We start from the raw sequence: 22327 nt of genomic DNA, 5'->3' as shown, positions 1-22327 counted from the left end.
TCAAAATATTGTCATGGATACACCTGCACATGCCTCGTTCACGCTACAAATCACTGGTGGATGCGTTTGCCGCGGATATTCGTTCAGGGCGCCTGTTGCCGGGCACACGCTTGCCGACGCACCGCCAGTTGGCGACAACGCACGGGCTGGCCCTGGTGACCGCCACCCGTGTCTATGCGGAGCTCGAAGCCATGGGCCTGGTCAGCGGGGAGATGGGGCGAGGAACATTCGTCAGGGAAACGTCGTGGTCGCCAGACCAGGGTATCGACCAGCATGTCGTTGCCGCCGGCATGACAGACCTGAACTTCAATTACCCGGCGCTTCCCGGGCAGTCAGAACTGTTGCGCAATGCCCTGCGCCAGCTCGCATCGGCCGGTGATCTGGAATCACTGCTGCGCTACCAGCCACACGCCGGGCGCCAGCATGAACGCGCTTGTGTGGCGCGCCATCTGCGCGTTCGCGGCCTGACGGTTGAGGCCGAGCAAGTGCTGATCGTCAACGGTGCCCAACAGGGGCTGGCCGTGACGATGATGGCGCTGTTGCAACCCGGTGACGTGATTGCCGCGGACGCGTTGACCTATTCAGGGTTCAAGGTGTTGGCCGAAGCACTGCACCTTGAAATCGTGCCCATTCCCGTGCTCGATCACGGGCCTGATCTGGAGGCGCTGGAAAGCCTGTGCCGGCATCGACGCGTGCGGGCCGTGTACACGATGCCGACCCTGCACAATCCGCTGGGATGGGTGATGAGTGCCGATCAACGCGAACACCTGGTGACGATTGCGCGTCGGCATGAGCTGCTGATCATTGAAGACGCCGCTTACGCTTTCCTCGCGGAGAATCCCCCCGCACCGCTGGCGGTACTCGCCCCCGAGAGGACGGTTTACGTGTCAGGGCTCTCCAAGAGTGTGGCCACCGGACTGCGCGTAGGCTTCGTCGTCGCCCCCAGCGAGAAAGTGCCCGCGCTGGAGCGCACCATCAGAGCGACTACCTGGAATACTCCGGGCGTGATGACAGCCATCGCCACCGCATGGCTCGACGACGGCACCGTCATGCAACTGGAAGCGGAAAAACGCAGGGACGCACAGGCCAGGCAAACCGTGGCCGGCGAGGTACTTGCGGGGCTGCGGTGCATTCGCCATCCCTCGTCGTATTTTCTTTGGCTGCCCTTGTCGGAAGACGCACGGGCCGACCAGATCGCCACGGCGTTGCGGCGGGAAAACGTATCGGTTTCCACCGCCGAACCGTTTGCCACTTCGGCCAACGTCCCGCATGCGTTTCGTCTGGCGCTGGGCTCGGTGGAGATGGGCGCACTGCGCGAGGCGCTGGAAAAAGTGAAGTGGATGGTTGGGGCTTATTCGTAATAAGCCGAACGCAGGCTTCGCCAGCTGCTACAGAGTGTCTGTCGTGGCTGTGCAGATTTGATTCAAGTGCCGCTCTGAACCTGCTCAACGATCAGTTGGGCCAATACCCGTACTGGCTCGGTAAAACTTTGCCGAGCCCGATGGACGAGGCCGATATCACGATGGAAGGTGTGTTGCCCCAGATCCAACGCGCGCACCCCGGCGGGCCAGTTCTGATGGGTCGCCGTCTGCGGCACCAGCGCTACACCGACGCCATTTTCGACCAGCTTGATAATGGCCTCCAGTTCATCCAGCTCGCACACTTCACGCAAGGTGAAATGCATCTGCCGCAAGAAACGATCGACCTGCCTGCCGCCGAATGATGATCGGTCATAGCGAATGAAGGGTTGGCTGGAAAGCAGTGCTGACCAGTCTTCTCCGGGCACGTCGCGCGGAACGATCAGCCGGTAGGGCTCAAGGGCCAGAGTCGTCCAGCGCAGATCGCTTTGCAGCGAGAAGGGCGGGCGAATGATCACCGCCATGTCGATCTCGCCGGCATCCACCAGGTTGACCAACTCCATCGACAGACCCGGGATCACACGGGTTCGACATTGCGGACATTGTTGGTGAAATTTGGCGAGCGCATCTGGTAAGTACGAGCGCTGCACGGAAGCGATGGCGCCGATGTTCACCAGAACGCTGGCTGGCAGCCCAACCGTGGTGGACCCCAGATTGTCATAAAGGCGAAGCAGCTCCTGCGCCTGCAGAAGTATCTGATGCCCCATCCTGTTCAAGTGAGCCGAGCGGCCTTTGCGGTCGAAAATCTGGAAACCCAGCTCGGCCTCCAGACGTTGCATCTGGGCGCTCACCGCAGCTTGGGTCAGCCCGATCCTGTTGCCGGCAGCGGCAAAGGTGCCTTCCCGCGCAACGGCGATGAGTGTTTTCAGTTCTTTGATCATTCACAAATATTAATTGTGTTTCTAAGAAATATATATTGATTTTTTTGCTTGGTCTGCGGCTCTACGATTGGCTCCGTAATCAAAAACAAAACCGATAAAACACCTTGATTGGAGTTCCGATGAGCCTTTCTCCTTTTCACCTGGCGATCCCTGTTTATGACCTCGCGGCGGCACGCACCTTTTACGGTGAAGTGTTCGGGCTGCAAGAGGGGCGCTCCAGCACGCAATGGGTCGACTTTGATTTCTACGGTCACCAACTGGTTATCCATGAACACCCCAAAACCGCTTCTCAGGAGAGCGTCCATAGCAATCCGGTAGACGGGCACGACGTCCCCGTTCCGCACTTCGGCATCATCCTGGAGTGGCAGCAGTGGGAAGCCCTGGCCGAGCGCCTGAAGTCCTTCGGCACCGAGTTTGTGATTGAACCCTACATTCGATTCAAGGGGCAGGTCGGCGAACAAGCCACCATGTTTCTGTTCGATCCGTGTGGCAACGCACTTGAATTCAAGGCGTTCAAGGATATGAGCCAGCTCTTCGCCAAGTAATAAAAGTAACGGCACAACGTTGTTGTGCCATTCGATTTCAAATGAGCTGGAAGCTCATGACTCTAGCAACTGCCCTGTAACGCAGTCCTTTCATTCCAACAAAAAGGCTAGACATGAAACGTATCCCTTTGGTTTGGCAAATAGTTGCCGGGCTGTTGCTTGGCGTGCTCGTCGGTTGGTACTTCAATACACACCCGCAATATCAAGGCTGGATCAGTTCTGAAATCCTCAAACCCCTTGGCGATATCTTCATCAAGATGATGAAGATGGTCGTTGTTCCCATTGTGTTCTGTTGCATGATCCTGGGGATTGCCGGCGGCGGTGATAACAAGTCTTTTGGGCGCATGGGCGTCAAGTCGCTGGGGTATTTCTTCGCGATTACCGGCCTGGCCATCGTGATGGGACTGTGTTTCGCCAATATGTTCGAGCCCGGCACGGGCACTGATATTTCGGGCATTTCCCACAGCACCGCTTCGGTCAACATGGAGCCTTCGAAGGGCGCACTCGTCATCCTGCAGAACATCGTTCCCGATAACGTTTTTGTCGCGATGTCGGAAGCGAAGTTGCTCTCGGTACTGTTCTTCGCCGTGCTGTTTGGCCTGGCATTGAACTCGCTCCCCAAAGAAAAAAGCGCACCGGTGGTGGCTGTGGTTCAAGGCATCTCTGATGCCATGTTCAAGGTCGTCAGTATTGTCATGGCTTATGCGCCGATTGGGGTATTTGGCATGATCGGCGCTACCGTGGCGACATTCGGTTTTGCCTCTCTATTGCCTTTGCTCAAGTTGATCGGTGTGGTTTACCTGGCACTGATTGTCTTTGCGCTGGTGGTGCTGGGCGGTATTTGCTACCTGATTGGCGAGAATATTTTCAAACTGATCAAGTACTTCCGTAATGAGCTGATTCTGGCGTTCTCCAGCGCCGCCTCGGCGTCGGTCATGCCGCAGCTGATGAGCAAGCTGGAACACTATGGCGTGCCGCGTCGGATCGTCAGTTTCGTGGTGCCGGTGGGGTATGCGTTCAACCTGGATGGCGCGTCGATCTTTCTCGGCGTGGCGACGATTTTTGTCGCGCAACTCTATGGGATCGACCTGTCGCTGTCCCAGCAGATACTGCTGGTGGTGACGATGGTGCTGACGTCCAAAGGGGCTGCCGGCGTCCCCGGATTCGCCATCATCATCCTGTCCGCCACCCTGGCATCGGCCGGTCTTCCATTGGAAGGGGTCGCACTGATTGCCGGCATCTTCCGGATTATCGACAGCGGCACCACCACCCTGAACGTGCTGGGCAATGCGATTGCACCCCTGGTCATCGCCAAGTGGGAAAAGGTCAACATTGAGCCTTCGGGCGTTGCCCGAGTGGTGCAGAAAACCTGATCACCATCCTCCAGTAAAACGCAATTCCCTGTGGGAGCGGGCTTGCCCGCGAAGGCGGTGTGCCAAGCGACATTAATGCCGACTGACCCTCCCTCTTCGCGGGCAAGCCTGCTCCCACAGGTTCCGTGCAATAACCCGTGTCAGTTACTTATCAGGAGTCATGCAATGAGCAGTCTTACTTACGTTCAGGAATACAACGCGATTGTCGACGTACTTAACCAGTACAACGAAGGTGGTGCGAAGGCCGACAGCGCGTTGATGAAGCCCGCCTTCAACGAGCAGGCCACGATGTTTGGTGTCGATGGCGACAAGCTCGTCGGCGGCGCGATCCAGAATCTCTACGACGTCATCGACAACGTGTTCCGTCCGTCCCCGGAAGCCAAAGCCGCCATCGTACGCATCGACATCGTCGGCACGGCGGCCAGTGCGCGGGTCGATACCGACAACGTTTCGGGGTTGCGCTTCACCGACTTCTTCAACTTGTTGAAGGTAGAAGGCAAGTGGACCATCGTCAGCAAGATTTACCATACCCATCCGAGTGTCTGATCCCTCGGGTGGATGACGCTACCGTTTGAAAAAACCAGGAGAGTCCTCAACACCGAGGACTTTCCAATTAATGTCAGACTCGACGCACTCCTTGTAGCAGCTGCCGAAGGCTGCGTTCGGCTGCGAAGCAGTCGTAAAATCAGAAACTGCGGCACGTCAGGCAGACCGCGTTAGCCGGATTCACGACTGCTTCGCAGCCGAACGCAGGCTTCGCCATCTGCTACAGATCGCCCGGCAGCTAGCGTATTCAGCGAATATTTGCTTAAGTCCTGCTATCGCAGCCACACGAGTGCGGTACTTCAATCCCTGAAGGTCGTTTCAACCAGAGAATCCCATGACCCCTCGATTCCCGCGTTTCGCCGCATTGCTCGCCATCCTCTTGGTCGGCACCTTGCCCAGCGCCCACGCCGTCGAATACACCCAGGTGAACACCACCGCCAGCAAGATCTCGTTCACCTATAGCCAGTTCGGCTCCAGGGCGTACGGCACGTTTGGCAAGTTCGACGCCACGGTCGATTTCGACACGGCGAACCCCACTGCGGCCCATGCCAGGCTGACTATCGACCTTGCCAGCATCGACGCCGGCAGCAGTGATGCCAATACCGAGCTGCAAAAGCCTGCCTGGTTCAACACGACGGACTATCCGGTGGCGACCTTTGAATCGACCGGGGTGAAAGCCTTGGGCAACCACCGCTACTTGATCACCGGAAAACTTAACCTCAGGGGCCTGACTCGCGAGTTGCAGGTGAAGGTGCTGTTGAAACCGGAACATGCCATCGGGGTCTTCGATGGCGACATCATTGTTAAACGTAGTGACTTCAAGATCGGAGAAGGGGAGTGGGGCGACTCGGTTGTCTCCAACGACATCAACATCCGCTTCCGCATCGTCGCGCCAGAGCGGTGATTTTCCTGTGAGGGGCTCGATCTGTGACAATGGCGGGGCTGATGCTCAGTAAGCCTTAACCCGGAGTCAACAACGCAATGCCCCAGCTCACCCACTTTGCCACTCCATGCCCGGAGCCCATCAACAGCCAGATTCTGCAGATGGTCGTCGACAACCTGACCGACATCAGCATGGTAGGCATCGCGCCGAGCAACCCGTTGTACAACGTCTATCAATACGCGGTGGGCTACGAGGTTCATCTCTACCTGGAAGCGCTCGGCGGTGCCAAAGGCATTGCGGTCGAATTGATCGTCGCCACCGATGACGCAGCCCCTGAGAAGGTCATCGGCTTTGCGCTGTACCTGCCGGTCAAGGACGATCCCGAGGCGTGCGGCGTGGCGTACATGGCGGTGCAAGCCAGTCACCGTCGGCGGGGCGTAGCGCGTGCGATGCTGCAAGACATGCTCGGCCGCTACCCGCATGCCGAACTGACGTGCACCGTCGCCAAGGTGCCCTGGTTCGAATCGATGGGCTTTCAAGTGCTGGGTGTGCGCGGTACTCAGGTGCTGATGAACACCCGCGATCACGGCACTGAAGGCTTGATGGGCTTACTGGATGTCACGTCGATCTACAGTTCTGTGGAGGTGCGGCAGATACATACGTATCTGCTGCAAAAACACGGCAAGCGGGCAATGATCGATGCAGAGAAGCAACGTGACCGGCATCTCGACCAGATGACGCGCAACGCCAAGGCGTTTGTGCTGGATCGTTTGAGCAAAGACGCCGTGCACGGGGCTCGTCCCGTCTAGACTGATGAGTCCTTTCGGGCTCGCAGGCTGGCCGAGGCGTGATATTCTGTCGCATTAACTTGGTTTGACTTATTCGGTTCGTACGTCCACAGACGTCCGACAGAATCAATGTCGCTCAAGTAACTGAGCCAATAATGATAAAAAGTCAGTGCACGAGGGACATATAACTGAGGTCGATGGAGTCACGTCGGCCTTGTGTGCCCACCTTCAAACTCTTGTAAATGCAGGAACCCACGGCACGCTGCCTGCGTATCCGTGAACCAGGGTTACTCATGGTCGGGAATTGGAGGCGGATGGCGTTTATCATAGGTGCTACAGATGTTTAAGAAACTGAACACGGCCCTGCTGGGGCTGGCTTTGTCGATGGGGATCACGTCCGCCTACGCGGAAGAGGCAAAGAAAGTCGATGTGCTGCTCATTGGCGGCGGCATCATGAGTGCAACGCTGGGTGTCTGGCTCAATGAGCTGGAACCCGACTTGTCGATGGAAATGGTCGAGCGCCTCGACGGCGTCGCCCTGGAAAGCTCCAACGGCTGGAACAACGCCGGTACCGGTCACTCCGCCCTGGCCGAGTTGAACTACACCCCGGAAGACGAGAACGGCAAAGTCCAGATCGCGAAAGCCGTTGAAATCAACGAAGCCTTCCAGATCTCCCGTCAGTTCTGGGCATGGCAAGTTCAGCAAGGCGTGCTGAAGAACCCGCGTTCGTTCATCAACTCCACTCCGCACATGAGCTTTGTGTGGGGCGATGACAACATCAAGTTCCTGAAGAAACGCTACGAAGCCCTGCAAGCGAGCCCGCTGTTCGCCGGCATGCAGTACTCCGAAGACCCGGCTGTGATCAAGAAGTGGGTTCCGCTGATGATGGAAGGGCGTGACCCGAACCAGAAAGTCGCGGCCACCTGGAGCCCGCTCGGTAACGACATGAACTTTGGCGAGATCACCCGCCAGTTCGTCGCGCACCTGCAAACCACGCCAAAGTTCGACTTGAAACTGTCTAGCGAAGTGCAAGACATCACCAAGAACGCAGACGGCAGCTGGCGCGTCAGCTACAAAAACCTGAAAGACGGCACCAAAACCGAAACCGACGCCAAGTTCGTGTTCATCGGCGCGGGCGGCGGTGCACTGCACCTGCTGCAGAAGTCCGGCATTCCTGAAGCCCAGGAATACGCAGGCTTCCCGGTTGGCGGCTCGTTCCTGGTAACCGATAACCCGGCCATCGCCGAACAACACCTGGCCAAGGCCTACGGCAAAGCCTCCGTTGGCGCACCGCCAATGTCGGTTCCGCACCTGGACACCCGCGTGCTGGACGGCAAGCGCGTCATCCTGTTTGGCCCATTCGCGACCTTCAGCACCAAGTTCCTGAAAGAAGGCTCGTACCTGGACCTGCTGACCACCACGACCACGCACAACGTGTGGCCAATGACCAAGGTCGGCATCAAGGAATACCCGCTGGTCGAGTACCTCGCAGGCCAACTGATGCTGTCTGACGAAGACCGCATGAACGCCCTGAAAGAATACTTCCCGAACGCCAAAGCCGAAGACTGGCGCCTGTGGCAAGCCGGCCAACGCGTGCAAATCATCAAGCGTGATGAAGCGGCCGGTGGCGTGCTGAAACTGGGTACCGAGATCGTTGCTTCGCAAGACGGCACTATTGCTGGTCTGCTGGGCGCATCGCCAGGTGCTTCGACCGCTGCGCCGATCATGCTGACCGTGCTGCAGAAAGTGTTCAAGGACAAGGTTGCAACGCCTGCCTGGCAGGAAAAGCTGCACCAGATCGTGCCGAGCTATGGCACTCAGCTGAACAGCAGCCCTGAGAAAGTGGCTCAAGAGTGGGCTTACACCGCCAAGGTGCTGGAGCTGACTCCGCCGCCGGTGATTGGTCAGGTAGCGGCTCCGGCTGCTGCTCCGGCTGCTCCGGCTAAGGCGCCGAAGTCTAATGCTGCGACGGATATGGCTTTGTAAGTAGAAGCGTAATCGGAAAGCCCACTGGATCGGTGACGGTCAGTGGGCTTTTTTGTGGAGATTGGTTTTCTGCAAGGGCCGATTCATCTCGGCGTAACAAAGGGGCTGAATCTATTTTTCTGATTCGCCCGGGCAATCAGGCAGGTTGGGACCAATCTCGATCATGCCAGCGGAAACAGTGGGGACACCGCTAAAACGCATCAGTGAGCCCGGATTTAATCCGGCGCTTGGTTTCCATAGTGCGTATATTCGATGTCTTCGTTGACGAACCTCACCTCAATAAACAAATCAATCCACATCTTTTATCTCTAGATCTTTTTCTGATTAGGAATTTTTCTAAACGGGGACTGACTCGGTCACAATTGGCTATCAGAATTGTTTATTATCTCGCCTGCGCTGGACGACCTCCGATAAGGTGCTCGCAAAGCGGTTAATAATAACTTGGCTGGCTACGGATTTTCCTTGAAAGGATTCTACATGATAAAACGGTTAACTATTTTCGTCGGTTTTTTACTCATTGCGGTATTAGGGTATACGGCAGTTATGGCCCGCTTTGGTGGAGGGCCTGCCCCAACCTCGGAGTTCGATCAGTCTGAAAAACACGCTGATGTTGTAACCGTCAATAAGCAAGAAAGGCGCATGTCATTATGGCGGGAAGGAGTGATATTGGCCGAATATCGTATAGCTCTCGGAGCTGCCGCGGATGACGGCGCAAAGCAACGAGAGGGGGATGAGAAAACGCCTGAGGGACGTTATTTAATCGACTGGCGCAATCCAAAATCAATGGCGTACCTTAGCCTGCACATCTCATACCCGAATCCAGCGGACGAGGCATCAGCTCGTCAAAATGGATATGCGCCAGGCGGTAACATTATGATTCATGGTCTGCCCAACGGATGGGCGTGGCTTGGACCGCTTCATCATCTATGGGACTGGACGGATGGTTGCATTGCTGTAACTAACAGCGATATGCGAAAAATCTGGACGCTGGTGCCTAATGGAACGCCAATTGAAATCAGATAGGACGAAGATAATAGTGCGCTTCTTGTATGTGTCCCGTATCAAGTATTGGCTACAACAAAAAAGGGACAGATTAATCAAAGCCCTTTACCGAGGGGCAAGCCTCTCGGTAAAGGGCTGAGTGATTACTTGGGTGGAACGAAGTTATCCAGCATTCGATTTACCGCCAGTTCCCTCAGCATGATCACCTGCTGAAGCGCCAGCAGGGTGTTGCGGTGGGGGCCCTCCACCGATGCAGCAATGTCGCTGGCCATGACACTGGCCGACGCCAGGTTTTCGCACGTTTGAACCAGCAAGGCTTCTTGGTCGACATTCGGGGCAACCATATACAAGGTGCTGGGTTTGCGTGGGGTGTTGTTCATGATCGCCGCCGGGTTGAGGTAGAAATCGAGGGCGCGCTCGGCGGCTTCGTTGAGCTTTTTTGAGTCGAGGGATTCGTACGGGGATGCCGGATCGGTGTCCGGTGGGTTGGGTGTAACCTTGAACATAGTCTTCATTTCCTGAGTGATGCAGCCACTTCCTCGCTACTAATACGAGGGGTGGCGGCTGTACGCAGGTTAGTAGACCGGGGAAAAGAAGAAAGCCGGCGAATTCTGTCTTAACCGTAGGTAACGGCACAAGGTCTTGTAGCCTTCGGGACGTAACACCGAGTGTCTTTAAACACGCATCATTGCATTGGCGAGCTGCTCGGCTTTATTGCGCAATTCAATGAATTTTTCGTTTAACTCGACATGACCAGGCCTCCAGAAAAGGAGGCCATCGTCATAGATTTGACCAAGAATGAGATCATTCAGTGAGCCCATTCCGCCATAGTAATCAGGATCCGAAAATAGCTCACTCGGTCGAAGGGGCGGATGCTTTGCTGCCCAAGCGGATCAGTTCATTGGAGAAGCACAGGCCGACGATGATCAGTGCCGCTCCCGCGTACAGGCTTTCGCGCGGTACTTCATTGAGCGCCACAAACGCCAGCAGCGCGGCGAACAGTGGCTCGGTCAGCTCCAGCGCTTGCACTTGGGATGGCTTGAGATACTCGATGGCCTTGGTGGTGCAGAAGAAGCCCAGGATTGTCGGCAGCGTGGCCAGCGCCAGCAGCGCGGCGATCGCCAGCGGCGACAGCTCGCCCATCGCGAAACCATCGGCCGCAGCCGGCATCAGCAGGTACAGGCTGCCAAAGAACAACAATTGTCGGGTGAAGTGCAGCCCCCCCGTCACACCCATACGCTTCATGGCAACCGAAAAGGCCCCATAGCCGCAGCCGGCCATGGAGGCGAGCGCAGCACCTTGCAGGGTAAAGCCCTGCTGCAGGTCGCCGCCGAAGATCACCGAGATCCCAGCGATAGCCAGTGCGGCGCCAACGGTAGCGTTCGCGGTGATGGCATCCTTGAGGAAAATGCGCCCCAGAATGATCGAGGAAATTGAGGCACTGGCCATCAGCACCACCACCACACCTGCCGCAGCGTAGTGTCGATAGGCGGATGTTTCAAAATGGAACAGCACAAAGATGCCAAGGAATGCGCAGATAGCCGCCTGAGTCCATTTGGTCGACGCCGCCGCACGCTTGAGGAAAAGCAGTAAGATCGAGAGAAGCACACAACCCAGTACGGTCTTGATGACAGCGACACTGCTAGCGGTGAAACCATTACTCATGAGTACTTTGCTGAGTACACCGATCGTTGCGTTCAGTGCCGCAGCGGAGAGGGCAAATATGACGCCTTTGCTGAAAGTAGATTGCATTGATGGCGATCCCTGTCGCTGAATTGTCGTTCGATAGAATGCCGCCCTACATCGACGGCGCAAAGTTTGAGGATACGAAGATTCCACCAACCCCGGTATTTATTGTGGCATAAGCTGTATCGCCCAGCAGGATGCCATTCGCCTTCTTGTCGCCGCCAAGGGAGACGTCAGAGGGCCTGGCCCTTGGCTATGCAATATGAGTTGACGAACGTTGCAGTGTGCTGCAAAGACTGACGTATGTCCGGTTTGGCTATTCCATGCCTGTTGGCAAATTGCTTGACCGCCGCTGTATCAAAACGAGTGGTCTGGATAAAGTCCAAGGCTTCGGGTTTTGTATTCAAAAACCGCGCGACGGGAGGAATACTCAGTAGCAACTTCAGCAGTCGGAGTGAAAGGTAATGCTTGGGAGACTTTAAGCCCAAAGGTTGTGCCACCTGTACCAGGAGTTCTCGCAAGTTGGGAGTTTGGTCATCAAGCGCCAGCAGTTCCTGGCCCACCATGGCAGGATCAAAAGCACAAACCGCCACCAGCTCAACCAGGTAATCCACGGTGACCAGTGGCAGCCAGTGCTCGGCGGTACCGGGCACTGCAGTCAGCTTTCCCTGCACAAGGTTGCGTATCAGCTCCACCAGTGGCTGACCGTCAAGGATATGCCCCGTGCGGCTGTGGCCACAAACCGTCGCGGGGTGGACAACGGTCATCTCCCCGCCCTTGGCGGACATGACGTCCAGGGTCGCAAAATGCGCCTCCAGCTTGCTCCCCTCGTAACCACCGACATGTCGGTAGACGGCAGGCCAATTCGTCAGCTCCGGATGACGAGGATCAATTCCGATGCGTTGCAGATGTTCATGATTTTTCAGCATGTAACCGCCGATCATCACTAACCGGCTTTTTTGCTCAGCCGCCAACAGCGCCACGCGCTTTGCCCCTTCCACATTCACCGCACGAGAATGCTCCACTGAAAGCCCCCAGGCGAAGTGGGCGCCTAGGTGGAATATGACGCTGGCGTGCCTTAGCACTTCTCGGTCAGCAAGACTCAGCCCGAGGTTGTCCCGTTCCAGATCGCCAGCTATGGCAAATACCCGGGTTGCGCACCCGCCCAAATTGTCGACTTGCTCCCGCAGTGCAGCTAGTCGCTCTGGGCGACGCATCAACACCCGAATGGTGTGACCTTTTGCACTCAGGTACGCCACCAAGTGTTGACCGATGAAGCCGGTACCCCCCGTGACAAAGCACTCCACGCTCATTTCCCTGCTCCTTGTTTAAGGTGAGAAATCAAGCGTAAACTATCGACCCCACTCTATAGTCAAGCGATGTTTTCATGAAAATCGGCGAACTCGAGGCCCGCAGCGGCGCCAGCCGCCATACGCTGCGTTACTACGAGCAAATCGGCCTGATCTCACCGCTGCGGCGAACTAACAACTATCGCGTTTACACAGCGCAAACTCTGCAGGATCTGGACTTTATCCAGCGCGCGCAAAGCATGGGGTTTTCCCTGGGGGAAATAGGCGAGATTCTGGATGCGCAGCGGAACAAGCTGATCGATTGTGCTGACGGCGCTAAGCTAATTGAAAAGAAGATGGCAGAAATCAAACAGAAAATCGCCAACTTCCAAAGCGTTTATCGGTATCTGGATGAAGAGCGTGCAAAGCTCGAAGCCAGTGCTGCCAAGCAACTTGAGCTTCAGCAGCTGAACAACTCTTCCAACTGAACGGTCAGCATCTGGAAAACGGAAGCTGCAGCCTGCTTCCAGTTTCAAGCCCCCCTTACGCATTTTCTAAAACCTTCTGGCCAGGCCCTGGACAGTAAGCGTCCGCCCAAAAGACCTTGCGTGGTTAAACGGGCGCCCATCTATGTGGCAGCAACTCGATAATCTCGCTCGGCCGCTGCATCGGCAGTCGCGTGAGCACGCCCTTTAAATACGCATACGGATCATGGCCGTTAAGCCGTGCCGACTGGTTCAAACTCATAATCGCAGCCGCACGTTTGCCGCTGCGTAAGGAGCCCGCGAATAGCCAGTTTGAACGCCCGAAAGCCCATGGCCGGATTTGATTTCCACATCAGTGCCCTCAAGAAACGGTTTTTTACGTACGTTAAGCCGAAGACGATGAGGGGCAATTGCCCCGTCTCGGGCGCTGAGGCGTTCAGGCGAGCGTCCGTCGTGTCTGAGAGAGCATACGCTCTCGTCCAACGGGGCTCTCACAGATGAAGCGGCAACAACATCTTTCGTGGGCGCCAGAACCCGGAGAAATCGCGCTAGGACGACTTGTGCTCCGCCACATGCGTGAGCAAATGCGCAATAAAATGGGTGAGCTTTGGCAGCGGTCGCCGATCGTGTCGATGCACGATATGGATAGGGTGTGGCTCGGGTAAGTAGGCTTGCAGGACCGGCACCAACGTCCCGCTTGCCAGATCGTGGGCCACCAGAACTTCGGGCTGCAGCAACAATCCCGCACCGGCGATCGCTGCTATGCGCAGTCCGTTGCCATCATTGCATGTGAAGACTGGGTCCATCGGCAACTGCACCCCATCCCAACCTCTGAGTTTCCAGCCGTTGCGGCTGTTCCACACTGTGTGAGAAAGGCAGTGATGCGCGCTCAGGTCCTGTGGTGTCTCTGGACGGCCATGTCGGGCGAGGTAGTCCGGCGACGCACAGATCACCATGCGATACATGGTCAGCGGCCTTGCTATCAGGTCGGCATCGCCCAGTTCACCAATGCGGATAGCCAGATCAAAACCCTCGTCAATAAGGTCAACGACGCGATTGCTCAATTCCAGTTCAATGCGCACGAGCGGATATATCTGCTGGAAAGTCGCAGCCAGAGGCGCGATGACACACGAGCCAAAGGTGGTTGGAGCGCTAATGCGCAACGTGCCGGATGGCGAAGCGCGCAACCGTTCGATCGAGGTTTCGGCCATACGTACGTGTTCAAGCGCACGCTTGGCGTCTTCGTAAAAAACGCGACCAGCATCAGTCAGGTTCTGGCGTCGTGTGGTGCGCTCAAGCAAGCGCGCACCGAGGCGTCCTTCTAGTTCGCGCACATACTTTCCAACCATTACTGCCGATATTTCAAGCCGCTGCGCGGCCTCGGTAAAGTTGCCTCCCTCCACGACGGCAACGAAGGTTTCCATGGCACGTAGTTTGTCCATATTGCTAACTGTAGGTTCGTAGAGTTTGAATTTAGAGCACATTTATCACCTTATTGGTTCGATACACAATAGCGGCGTTCCAACCTGAATTCGAAAAGGAGTGTTCTATGAAGATCGTGATAATTGGCGCCGGTGGTGATGTTGGTCGTTCCGTGGCAGATGAACTTGCGCGTGGCGGCAAACACGAAATCATTCGCGTCGGTCGCACCCAAGGTGACCATCAGGTTGACATCGCCAGTGATGACAGCGTGGAAGCGTTGTTTAAGAAGATCGGACAAATCGACGCCATCATTGCTACCGCAGGCAATGTAATCCTCGCTCCAATCGAAAAGATGACGGCGGTCGACTTCAACAAAGGCTTGCAGGACAAGCTGCTAAGTCAGGTGCGCGTCGCGCTGGTTGGTCAGCATTATCTGAACGACGGCGGGTCGATCACGCTGACCTCTGGCATCGCTGTCGATGATCCGATTGCGCAGGGCTCCAATGCCGCAGCGTCGAACGCTGGGATTGAGGGGTTCGTGCGTGCTGCTGCGTGCGATCTTTCACGGGGCATCCGCATCAACGCAGTTAGTCCGACAGTGCTGACGGAATCGATGGACCGGTTTGGTCCGTACTTTCCTGGCTACGAAAGCGTGCCGGCGATCCGTGTAGCAATGGCCTATCGACGCAGCGTGGAAGGCGTGCAGAGCGGTCGCGTATATCGGGTTGGTCATTGAATTAGAGGGCTCGCGGCACTCTGCGTATGCCCCAACTGCCGCGATCGATAACAGACATGTCCGGTTGAGCTATACCCTATCCTGATGTCAGGACACCCTGTCAGAGATGTCAGGATAGGGCCGGATGCGCGCTCAGGTTCTGCGGTGTCTCCGGACGGCCATGTCGGGCGAGGTAGCCCTGGGCGCGAAAAATCCGTTTCTTGAGGGCCTCCCTATAACCCCAGAATGGTAGGCCTTCCTCCATCCAGGCCAACGCAAAATAAGCGGCGAAGGTGTCACCTGAACTAATTTTCCAGGCGGTTCGTTCGGTAAGCCGAGACTCTGCTGATGTTCCCCTTGTCGTAGACCAAGGCTCCTAGAGGCCCCATCTTGCCTTACAAAAAGCGCCAACCTGCGCGCGCCATGCCTTCCTAGCGGGCGCATTTTTACCCTTTTTAGCCATAAGTGCACAATAAATAAATGGACTAACTGGTTGTACAACAGGACATTTACCATCTGCGCCTGAAGAGGACTGTTAACGAAGATATTAGTGACCCTTTAGGTCGTTTTCTGCCTCTCGCGATGGGTAGAAAACGGCCAAAAGCAGCCGATGGACATCACAACGACAGACTGCTTCAATTGGCGATCTCTCCGTTCCAAGGTGCTTATCCAAATGACTGATACCTTCCAGGGCAGCTGCCTTTGTGGCGCGGTTGAATATCAACTATCGAAGTCTCCCAAAGCGCTTTCTCACTGCCATTGCAGCCAGTGCCGAAAGAGCCACGGGGCAGCGTTCGCCAGTTATGGAAGCGTGTTGCGTTGCGATCTGCAACTTATCCGTGGCGGCGATAACATCAAGTCGTACAAGTCCTCTGAATCAGTACTACGTCAGTTCTGCTGCCATTGCGGTTCGTCGCTGTTTTGGTCAAGAAACCAAGACGACTACTCAGACTGGATCTCGATAGCACTGGGCACGCTGGATTCAACATTTACCTCGGATAACCAAAAACACATAGAGGTAGCGTCCAAGGCTTCCTGGTACCACATCCAAGGTCATTGGCCGCAATTTCAGTGACCGCTTCACGCCCTGAGGAAGTCAGTCAACTTTGATCAAGGTTCTTAAGCAGCCTTCAAGTAGCGCTGAGCCGCTTAACTAGTGGATGGGCTGCATGGTCCGGCACTTGGGGAATACGCTGCATCCCCAAAACTGTTGGCCTATTTTAGGGCCGCTTCTGATTGTACGGCCCCCCAGCGCACTGCCGCAGCGCGGGCATTGGCGCAAGGCCGACGGATCAAGGGTATATTTCAATCGGACACAACCCAGAAACGTAAGGATTTACCTCCTGTCGTAGATGGCTAGCGTACGATTTTTCCCGTACTATTCGGCCCCCTACATATGTAAGAGATAGTATTATGAGTTGGAGCACGGATGCAGCAACGCAGCACATAAGGACTCATGCAGGAACATTTTCTCATAACCGATGCGCCGAGTTCACTCGACAAGCAATAGCCGCAGGCGGTGTGGTATTGACTAGAACGCATAATGCAAAGGATTATGGTGTTCCGCTGGAACACGCCGGGTTCCGTGTGGTTCCTATCGGTTCATCATTGCGCGCCGGAGATGTGGCGATCATTCAGCCCTACACCGGCGGGAACCCTAGTGGACACATGACCATGTTTGACGGCACGGCATGGTATTCAGATTTTAAACAAAGCAGCATGTATCCAGGTCCTGGTTATCGAGAGGCCCACCCGTCTTACAAAATCTATAGGAAGAACTGATGCGTATATTGGTTCTATTGGTCGTAGGCTTGTTAACGGCGTGCAGCGTAAACTCAGACAGGCTGGCGATTCAGCAAGTGTCCGATTTTTACGCCTTCTACCTGAAAACCTTCACAGACTCACCACCACCCAGTTATCAGTCGGCAGAAATGCAGCGTTACGTAGCCCTTGATACCTTAAACCGGCTTACGGCCATCGAAAACATACCAGAGCAGGAAATCGTTAACTCTGACTATTTCATCTATGGCCAGGATTATGACCCCGCATGGATACCCGCTTTTAAGGCAGGCCCCGAACGGGATGTCATCGGGGGTAAGATTGTTGATATCCAGTTGGGTATTGAGGACGGAAAAACCCTACATTTGGAAACCTATTTAAGACCAGAAGACGGCACTTGGAAAATTTATAGGGTGCGTGATGTTTCACACAATTTTGAATCCGATATTTTTAATGAAGCTGCCATACAAAGGGCTCGTAATCGGGCTCGGGGAGCAACGGAACCGAAAACCAACGTAAGCCCCGACTAAGGTTAGATTTACTCATCCGAGGTTGTTGATTGGATGTTAAAAAAAGATGGGTAACGGCGCGGCCGGTCTTGCGCCGCGTGTAGCTCACGCAGATGTCGCTGTGCAGCGCGTTACTTCAGTTTTTACTTGCAGATAGCGTGAGCCCGTCGCGATGAAATGCGAGCCCACGCCGTCGAATGCAAGCTCATTTGCAATTAATGTGAGCCGGGGCCTTTGGCTGGTTGCAGTTAATGTGAGCCAGAAATCTCGTTCACACAGTTGCGCCTGCCGACCGCCGCAACCGCGCCGTCCTTACGGGTTGTTGTGGCTGTGCCAGTAATCGCTGACCGTCCGCTGTGGGTCGGTTAGCGACCACCACGCACTGTGACTGATCCACCCTTGTCCTCCCCCAACCTGGAGGACATGCCATGAACACTATTGCTAAATATCGCCATCAGCCTTGGAACAAGGGAAAGCTTGTAGGGCAGAAAACCCCGCTCCGAGTCAGAGATATCTGGGCCATCCGGGTCAGACTCCAGCTCGCGGAGAAGACACGGGATCTGGCTCTCTTCAACTTGGCCATCGACAGCAAACTGCGTGCCTGTGACTTAACCAAGCTGCGAGTACGAGACATAGCGCATGGGGAGCATGTGTCGTCACGGGCCATCGTGATGCAGCAGAAAACTCAGCATCCAGTGCAGTTTGAAATTACTGAGCAAACACGAACGGTTCTGGAGGCTTGGATGCATCAGGCCCATCTTCGCAGTGAGGACTTCCTGTTCCCGACCCGGTTGCATGGCTCAGATCATCTCTCCACCAGGCAATACGCTCGAATAGTCAAAGCATGGGTCACAGCTATTGGTCTTGACCCAACCATGTACGGTACTCACACGCTACGGCGAACCAAGGCATCGTTGATCTATCGCAGGACAAAGAACTTGAGAGCAGTCCAACTCTTGCTTGGTCATACGAAGCTCGAAAGCACTGTCAGGTACTTGGGCATCGAGGTCGACGATGCTCTGGAAATGGCAGAGCAGACAGAAGTCTGACCATCCACTGCGACGGTCTAGGCCAGACCGTCGCTATCCGACCCAATGCAGCCGATGAACGTCCCTGTCCCAGTAGGTCGGCAAAAGCTTAAGGGCTTGGGCTGCGGCCAACCGAGTGGTTCCAATGGCGGCATGCTTGATTCACGTTCAGCCGGACAGCCGCTCAGCCTTGAAGATCGAAACGAGATCTAGCGTTTTTACACACTCTGGGCCAAAAGCAGCCGGTCGAGCGAGATCCATAAAAGCGGGTTGCGCGACTTTGCCATTCGCCAGCTTGGACTCGCCTGAGCGCTGCCAGACTGACTGACGTATGCCTGTCGGCCGAAGCCTGCGGAAGGTCGGCGAACGTGTCTATAACTGTTCGCAGACCCATTTGCCACGACAGCTCGAGATTTGAACCGTTAACTGGATGGAATCCTTCATATAAGCCCCTTGCTCTAACGCCTGATTTATAAAGATAACGACAAGCGTGCCGATACTCCAAGAGTACTCCAGGTCACTGCACACTGTTTTTGGCGATGAGCAAGGAACACAAAATGATGTCTACTCGTCAGAACGCACTCAAAGCATCAGACGTGACCCTTTGCGGTCTGGTGTGCCTAGCTGGGGTGGCCGTCACGTTCTTGGTGCTGATTCTGTTCGTAGGATCAGAGCAGCGTACCGTTAGCGTTGCTTTTCAACTGGAGGTCGACGAAAGATTCAGTCGCCTGCAACGACGCTTTAATACTCAGGTCTTGAAACTAGACGTTGTGAGGCGTTTCTTTATCAACGCCGACGATGTCACTGAAAAGGAGTTTCTGGGATTCGTTACGCCTCTAGTTGGAGAGGACGAAGCCTATAGCTGGGTATCCAGGATTCTCGAGAAGGATCTCCAAGCGTTTCGCGCTAAGGCGCTTCTCAACGGCACCAGTGATTTTTCATATCATGAAATTAATCCCGTCACCGGTGAAAGAGTCCCCCTCACCAGCCGGCCGGAACACTGGATATTGCTCTACTTATTGAAGCGCGATGACGTAAAGATCATACCCGGCATGGATGTTCTGGCTCGCCCGGGTCGCCAGGCCTTGATGAGCAAGGCACGAGAAACACGTCAAATAGTTGTGTCGGAACCGTTGAAAATGACCAATGGGCAGTCGGGGATTTTCTTTGTCGCACCTATATTCCAGGAGTCCCCTGAGGTTCCATTGAACGATGATAATTTACAGGGGTTCGTTGTCTCCACCGTACGCTTGGCTTCTTTAATGGAACAAGGCATTCCATTACCAAGTCTGCAACGACTGAACGTGACGCTTTCATTGATCGACACGCAGCATCAAGGGGAAAACATTTATCAGAGCTCGGCCCCTGCTGCCCCTTCAGCGCTGTACGCGCAGCAGCTGCTGAAAGTAGCCGACCAAAATTACTTGATCCAGTTTAGACCCAGCTCAACATTTCTGGTCGCCAACAGCTACGCACTGTCCATAAGCCTAATTATCGTGTTCGGAGCAGGGTTGACGCTGCTGCTGACCTTGATGGTGTACTTGCTAATTACGCAGCGCGCCCGCGCCCTCTCGCTGGTTGATGAACGCACGCAAGACTTGCGTTTGTTGAACATTACCGATCACCTGACCGGAGTCTATAACCGCCGATACTTCGAAGAATTGATGGAACGCCTGCTCATCGAGGCTAACGTGCAATACCGCCCTCTGTCGCTGATCATGTTTGACGTCGATCACTTCAAACACATCAACGACCGCTGGGGCCATCAGTGTGGTGATAACGTTCTGAAGTCGTTGTGCACACGAATACGTTCGGCAACACGCAAAACCGATCTACTGTGCAGAACAGGCGGAGAAGAGTTTGCATTGATCTGCCCGGACACCGAACTGAACGATACAAGGCTGCTGGCAGAAAAGCTTCAAGCTCTAATAAGCACCCTACCATTTGATGATATTGGACAGGCGACTTGTAGCTTCGGCGTTGCGACGCGGATTCCATCAGAATCGTTTGACGCCTTCATTCGGCGTGCCGATACCGCGATGTACAGTGCAAAATCAAATGGTAGAGATCAAGTCCAACTTGCCGATATGTAGCAGATCGGCTACCCGGATGTCACTGCGCAAAAGCCAAGCTCGACAGCTTCGGAGCCGCGTTCTGCCTTCAGGTCATCATCCCATTGTCCAACACGCCTCCCTGGTAATGAGCGGCAGAAGACGACCCGAAGCAGCCGTTGAGATCTATTTGTTATCGCTTTATGTTGGTCGTTTTCATGGAGGATTCTGACTAATGGCACGCGTGGGTTTGATACTGACACCCGGTTTTGCGGACTGGGAATATGCTTTCATTGCTGGAACTGGGTCCCCGTTTTACGGGATCGACGTCAGATTTTTCGCCTCTGGTACGGGGCAGTTCCGCTCGCAGGGGGGGCTGGCTGTAACTGTGGATAGCAACTTGCAACAATGCCTGGACTGGAAGCCGGACGTTGTTGCCGTCATCGGTGGAATGGTCTGGGAACGTGCAGAAGCACCGGATATTCGAGACTTTCTTCATGCTAGTCGTTCAAGTGGAGCGACAATTGCCGGTATCTGTGGGGGAACGCTGGCACTTGCGAGGGCCGGGCTTCTCGACACGGTTGCTCATACCTCGAACAGCGCTGACTTCTTACAACAGAATGTCGTAGGTTATGAAGGGCGCACGCTTTATCGAAACAGTTCAGTAGCTGTGATTGCAGACCGCATCATAACTGCTCCAGGCCCTGCACCCATTAGCTTTACCTGCGCAGTGTTCGAAGCTGCCGGACTATCTTCAGAGATCGTTTCGCAGTTCAGGTCATTGTTGGCAGCGGAACACGGGTAACCGCTTCGCCCTACATGTGTTCGAGTGTCCGTTTCTGGCCAAGATGCGATCGCTAGAATCCACCCACCTGTTGCCTGCATGTTTACTGATACACATGATTTGGATGGAACCACTGATGATGAACTCCGAAGGAGGTACTAAAGCGCCTTGGCCTGCTAGCGAGCGAGATTGGGTGCAAGTGCGCAACTTCAACAAAAAGCTCGCCTGGTTACCGCGCTTTCGAATTCGCAATCGCATCACGCCCCGTGTGATCCAGGCGCTGCTGCGCGCCAGTCAAATGGGCGGCGCGGGTAAATTGCTCAAGCATGGGCTTAAGGCTGAAAGAAAGGTGATTAGTCTGGGCGGCGTTCCAGTGCCTGTACGCATCATTAGGCCGAGAGGTAAGGCGAAGGGCGTTGTGCTTGATTTTCATGGGGGCGGATGGGTAATCGGAAATGCGCAGATGAATGATGACTTTAACGTTGCCATGGTAAATACGTGCAACGTCACGGTCGTCTCCGTCGATTACCGGCTTGCCGTATCGACTCCGGTTGAAGGCCTGATGGAGGACTGCCTTTGCGCCGCTCGCTGGCTACTGAATGACGACTGTAGAGAGTTTGCTGATCTGCCCGTTATCGTCGTGGGTGAATCGGCAGGGGCTCATCTTGCTGCGGCAACATTGCTGGCGCTGAAACAATGGCCCGGCTTGCTTCAACGGGTGAGCGGTGCGCTGTTGTATTACGGCGTCTACGATTTGGCGGGAACGGCGAGCGTCCGCGCAGCGCCCCCTGAAACGCTGCTGTTGGACGGTCCTGGCATGGTTGAGGCGCTTCGCATGCTGACGCCGGGCTTGAATGACCAGGAACGCCGGCAGCCACCTTTGTCACCACTGTACGGCGACTTTACGGATTTCCCGCCTGCGCTCATGTTTGCCGGTGAGTTGGATCCCCTGAGAGACGACACGCTCGAAATAGCCGATCGGTGGCTGAAATCGGCACCTGTTGAGATGCACTTGTTACCGTCTTCTCCCCACGGGTTTATTCACTTTCCGACCGCGATTGCCGCTAGCGTGCTTGCGTACAGCCGTGAATGGATCACGGCTCGAATCGACGCATTGATTCACTGAAAATGATGTAGCGGATGACTGTTTTCGACAG

General features: G+C 55.2%; 22 protein-coding genes and 2 pseudogenes. 17 read left to right on the top strand and 7 right to left on the bottom strand.

Translation table 11 applies throughout. The features are described 5' to 3' along the window. Positions 1-29: 29 nt before the first annotated feature. On the top strand, positions 30-1361 hold the full coding sequence (locus QMK51_RS18100) for a PLP-dependent aminotransferase family protein (RefSeq protein ID WP_320391132.1): 1332 nt from the start codon (positions 30-32) through the stop codon (positions 1359-1361). A 62-nt stretch (positions 1362-1423) separates the two neighbouring features. Here the strand turns inward: QMK51_RS18100 and QMK51_RS18095 are convergent, their stop codons facing one another. Further along, positions 1424-2299: a LysR substrate-binding domain-containing protein gene (locus QMK51_RS18095; protein ID WP_320391131.1), complete on the bottom strand. Its 876-nt coding sequence runs from the start codon at positions 2297-2299 to the stop codon at positions 1424-1426. 119 nt (positions 2300-2418) lie between these two features. Between QMK51_RS18095 and QMK51_RS18090 the strand changes: the two genes are divergently transcribed. From QMK51_RS18090 to QMK51_RS18060, 7 genes are all read left to right on the top strand, one after another. After that, entirely contained in the window at positions 2419-2844 is a 426-nt protein-coding gene (locus tag QMK51_RS18090; protein WP_008013629.1) for a VOC family protein, read from the top strand. Positions 2845-2957: 113 nt separating this feature from the next. After that, positions 2958-4217 (top strand): cation:dicarboxylate symporter family transporter, encoded by a 1260-nt coding sequence (locus QMK51_RS18085; RefSeq protein WP_258696525.1) that lies wholly within the window; start codon positions 2958-2960, stop codon positions 4215-4217. 165 nt (positions 4218-4382) lie between these two features. Beyond that, positions 4383-4763, top strand: a complete 381-nt coding sequence (locus tag QMK51_RS18080) for a nuclear transport factor 2 family protein (protein ID WP_258696524.1) — start codon at positions 4383-4385, stop codon at positions 4761-4763. 334 nt (positions 4764-5097) lie between these two features. Further along, positions 5098-5667, top strand: a complete 570-nt coding sequence (locus QMK51_RS18075) for a YceI family protein (RefSeq protein WP_320391130.1) — start codon at positions 5098-5100, stop codon at positions 5665-5667. 77 nt (positions 5668-5744) lie between these two features. After that, positions 5745-6455 carry a GNAT family N-acetyltransferase gene (locus QMK51_RS18070; RefSeq protein WP_320391129.1) on the top strand — a complete coding sequence of 237 codons (711 nt, stop codon included), beginning with the start codon at positions 5745-5747 and terminating at the stop codon, positions 6453-6455. 318 nt (positions 6456-6773) lie between these two features. Then, entirely contained in the window at positions 6774-8420 is a 1647-nt protein-coding gene (gene mqo / locus QMK51_RS18065; RefSeq protein WP_320391128.1) for a malate dehydrogenase (quinone), read from the top strand. A gap of 462 nt (positions 8421-8882) precedes the next feature. Further along, a complete protein-coding gene (locus QMK51_RS18060; protein ID WP_320391127.1) occupies positions 8883-9443 on the top strand; it encodes a L,D-transpeptidase family protein in 561 nt (186 codons plus the stop codon). A gap of 122 nt (positions 9444-9565) precedes the next feature. Here the strand turns inward: QMK51_RS18060 and QMK51_RS18055 are convergent, their stop codons facing one another. From QMK51_RS18055 to QMK51_RS18045, 3 genes are all read right to left on the bottom strand, one after another. Then, the gene (locus tag QMK51_RS18055; RefSeq protein ID WP_258696519.1) at positions 9566-9928 is read right to left on the bottom strand and encodes a DUF6124 family protein; all 363 of its coding nucleotides are present in this window, start codon (positions 9926-9928) and stop codon (positions 9566-9568) included. Positions 9929-10274: 346 nt separating this feature from the next. Beyond that, positions 10275-11174, bottom strand: coding sequence for a DMT family transporter (locus QMK51_RS18050; RefSeq protein WP_320391126.1), 900 nt, complete (start codon positions 11172-11174; stop codon positions 10275-10277). Between the two features lie 167 nt (positions 11175-11341). Then, positions 11342-12421 carry an SDR family oxidoreductase gene (locus QMK51_RS18045; RefSeq protein ID WP_320391125.1) on the bottom strand — a complete coding sequence of 360 codons (1080 nt, stop codon included), beginning with the start codon at positions 12419-12421 and terminating at the stop codon, positions 11342-11344. 74 nt (positions 12422-12495) lie between these two features. On the opposite strand from QMK51_RS18045, the gene QMK51_RS18040 reads away from it, so the two are divergent. Beyond that, on the top strand, positions 12496-12885 hold the full coding sequence (locus QMK51_RS18040; RefSeq protein ID WP_320391124.1) for a MerR family transcriptional regulator: 390 nt from the start codon (positions 12496-12498) through the stop codon (positions 12883-12885). 124 nt (positions 12886-13009) lie between these two features. Here QMK51_RS18040 and QMK51_RS18035 read toward each other — a convergent pair. After that, a pseudogene (locus QMK51_RS18035) lies at positions 13010-13228 on the bottom strand (transposase domain-containing protein); the annotation flags it as partial. Positions 13229-13430: 202 nt separating this feature from the next. Next, positions 13431-14324 carry a LysR family transcriptional regulator gene (locus QMK51_RS18030; RefSeq protein ID WP_320391123.1) on the bottom strand — a complete coding sequence of 298 codons (894 nt, stop codon included), beginning with the start codon at positions 14322-14324 and terminating at the stop codon, positions 13431-13433. Positions 14325-14431: 107 nt separating this feature from the next. On the opposite strand from QMK51_RS18030, the gene QMK51_RS18025 reads away from it, so the two are divergent. Both QMK51_RS18025 and QMK51_RS18020 read left to right on the top strand, forming a co-directional pair. Next, on the top strand, positions 14432-15040 hold the full coding sequence (locus QMK51_RS18025) for a short chain dehydrogenase (protein ID WP_320391122.1): 609 nt from the start codon (positions 14432-14434) through the stop codon (positions 15038-15040). A 652-nt stretch (positions 15041-15692) separates the two neighbouring features. Next, on the top strand, positions 15693-16094 hold the full coding sequence (locus tag QMK51_RS18020) for a GFA family protein (protein ID WP_320391121.1): 402 nt from the start codon (positions 15693-15695) through the stop codon (positions 16092-16094). Between the two features lie 78 nt (positions 16095-16172). Here QMK51_RS18020 and QMK51_RS18015 read toward each other — a convergent pair. Next, positions 16173-16328: pseudogene (locus QMK51_RS18015) on the bottom strand (topoisomerase DNA-binding C4 zinc finger domain-containing protein); the annotation flags it as partial. Positions 16329-16432: 104 nt separating this feature from the next. Here QMK51_RS18015 and QMK51_RS18010 point away from each other — a divergent pair. The 6 genes from QMK51_RS18010 to QMK51_RS17985 all read left to right on the top strand — a co-directional run bounded on the left by QMK51_RS18010 (position 16433) and on the right by QMK51_RS17985 (position 22296). Then, complete coding sequence (locus tag QMK51_RS18010; protein ID WP_320391120.1) at positions 16433-16801, top strand: CHAP domain-containing protein; 369 nt, start codon at positions 16433-16435, stop codon at positions 16799-16801. After that, a complete protein-coding gene (locus tag QMK51_RS18005; protein WP_320391119.1) occupies positions 16801-17328 on the top strand; it encodes a YbjP/YqhG family protein in 528 nt (175 codons plus the stop codon). The genes QMK51_RS18010 and QMK51_RS18005 overlap by 1 nt, the downstream gene beginning before the upstream one ends. A 407-nt stretch (positions 17329-17735) precedes the next feature. Then, on the top strand, positions 17736-18356 hold the full coding sequence (locus QMK51_RS18000) for a tyrosine-type recombinase/integrase (protein ID WP_320391118.1): 621 nt from the start codon (positions 17736-17738) through the stop codon (positions 18354-18356). 536 nt (positions 18357-18892) lie between these two features. Next, complete coding sequence (locus tag QMK51_RS17995; RefSeq protein WP_320391117.1) at positions 18893-20428, top strand: sensor domain-containing diguanylate cyclase; 1536 nt, start codon at positions 18893-18895, stop codon at positions 20426-20428. Positions 20429-20621: 193 nt separating this feature from the next. Further along, on the top strand, positions 20622-21191 hold the full coding sequence (locus tag QMK51_RS17990; protein ID WP_320391116.1) for a DJ-1/PfpI family protein: 570 nt from the start codon (positions 20622-20624) through the stop codon (positions 21189-21191). 115 nt (positions 21192-21306) lie between these two features. After that, the gene (locus QMK51_RS17985; protein ID WP_258696511.1) at positions 21307-22296 is read left to right on the top strand and encodes an alpha/beta hydrolase; all 990 of its coding nucleotides are present in this window, start codon (positions 21307-21309) and stop codon (positions 22294-22296) included. The last annotated feature ends 31 nt before the right edge of the window (positions 22297-22327 follow it).

Source organism: Pseudomonas sp. P9_31 (assembly GCF_034008235.1).
GTDB lineage: Bacteria > Pseudomonadota > Gammaproteobacteria > Pseudomonadales > Pseudomonadaceae > Aquipseudomonas.
This window is presented reverse-complemented; position numbering and strand designations above follow the sequence as displayed.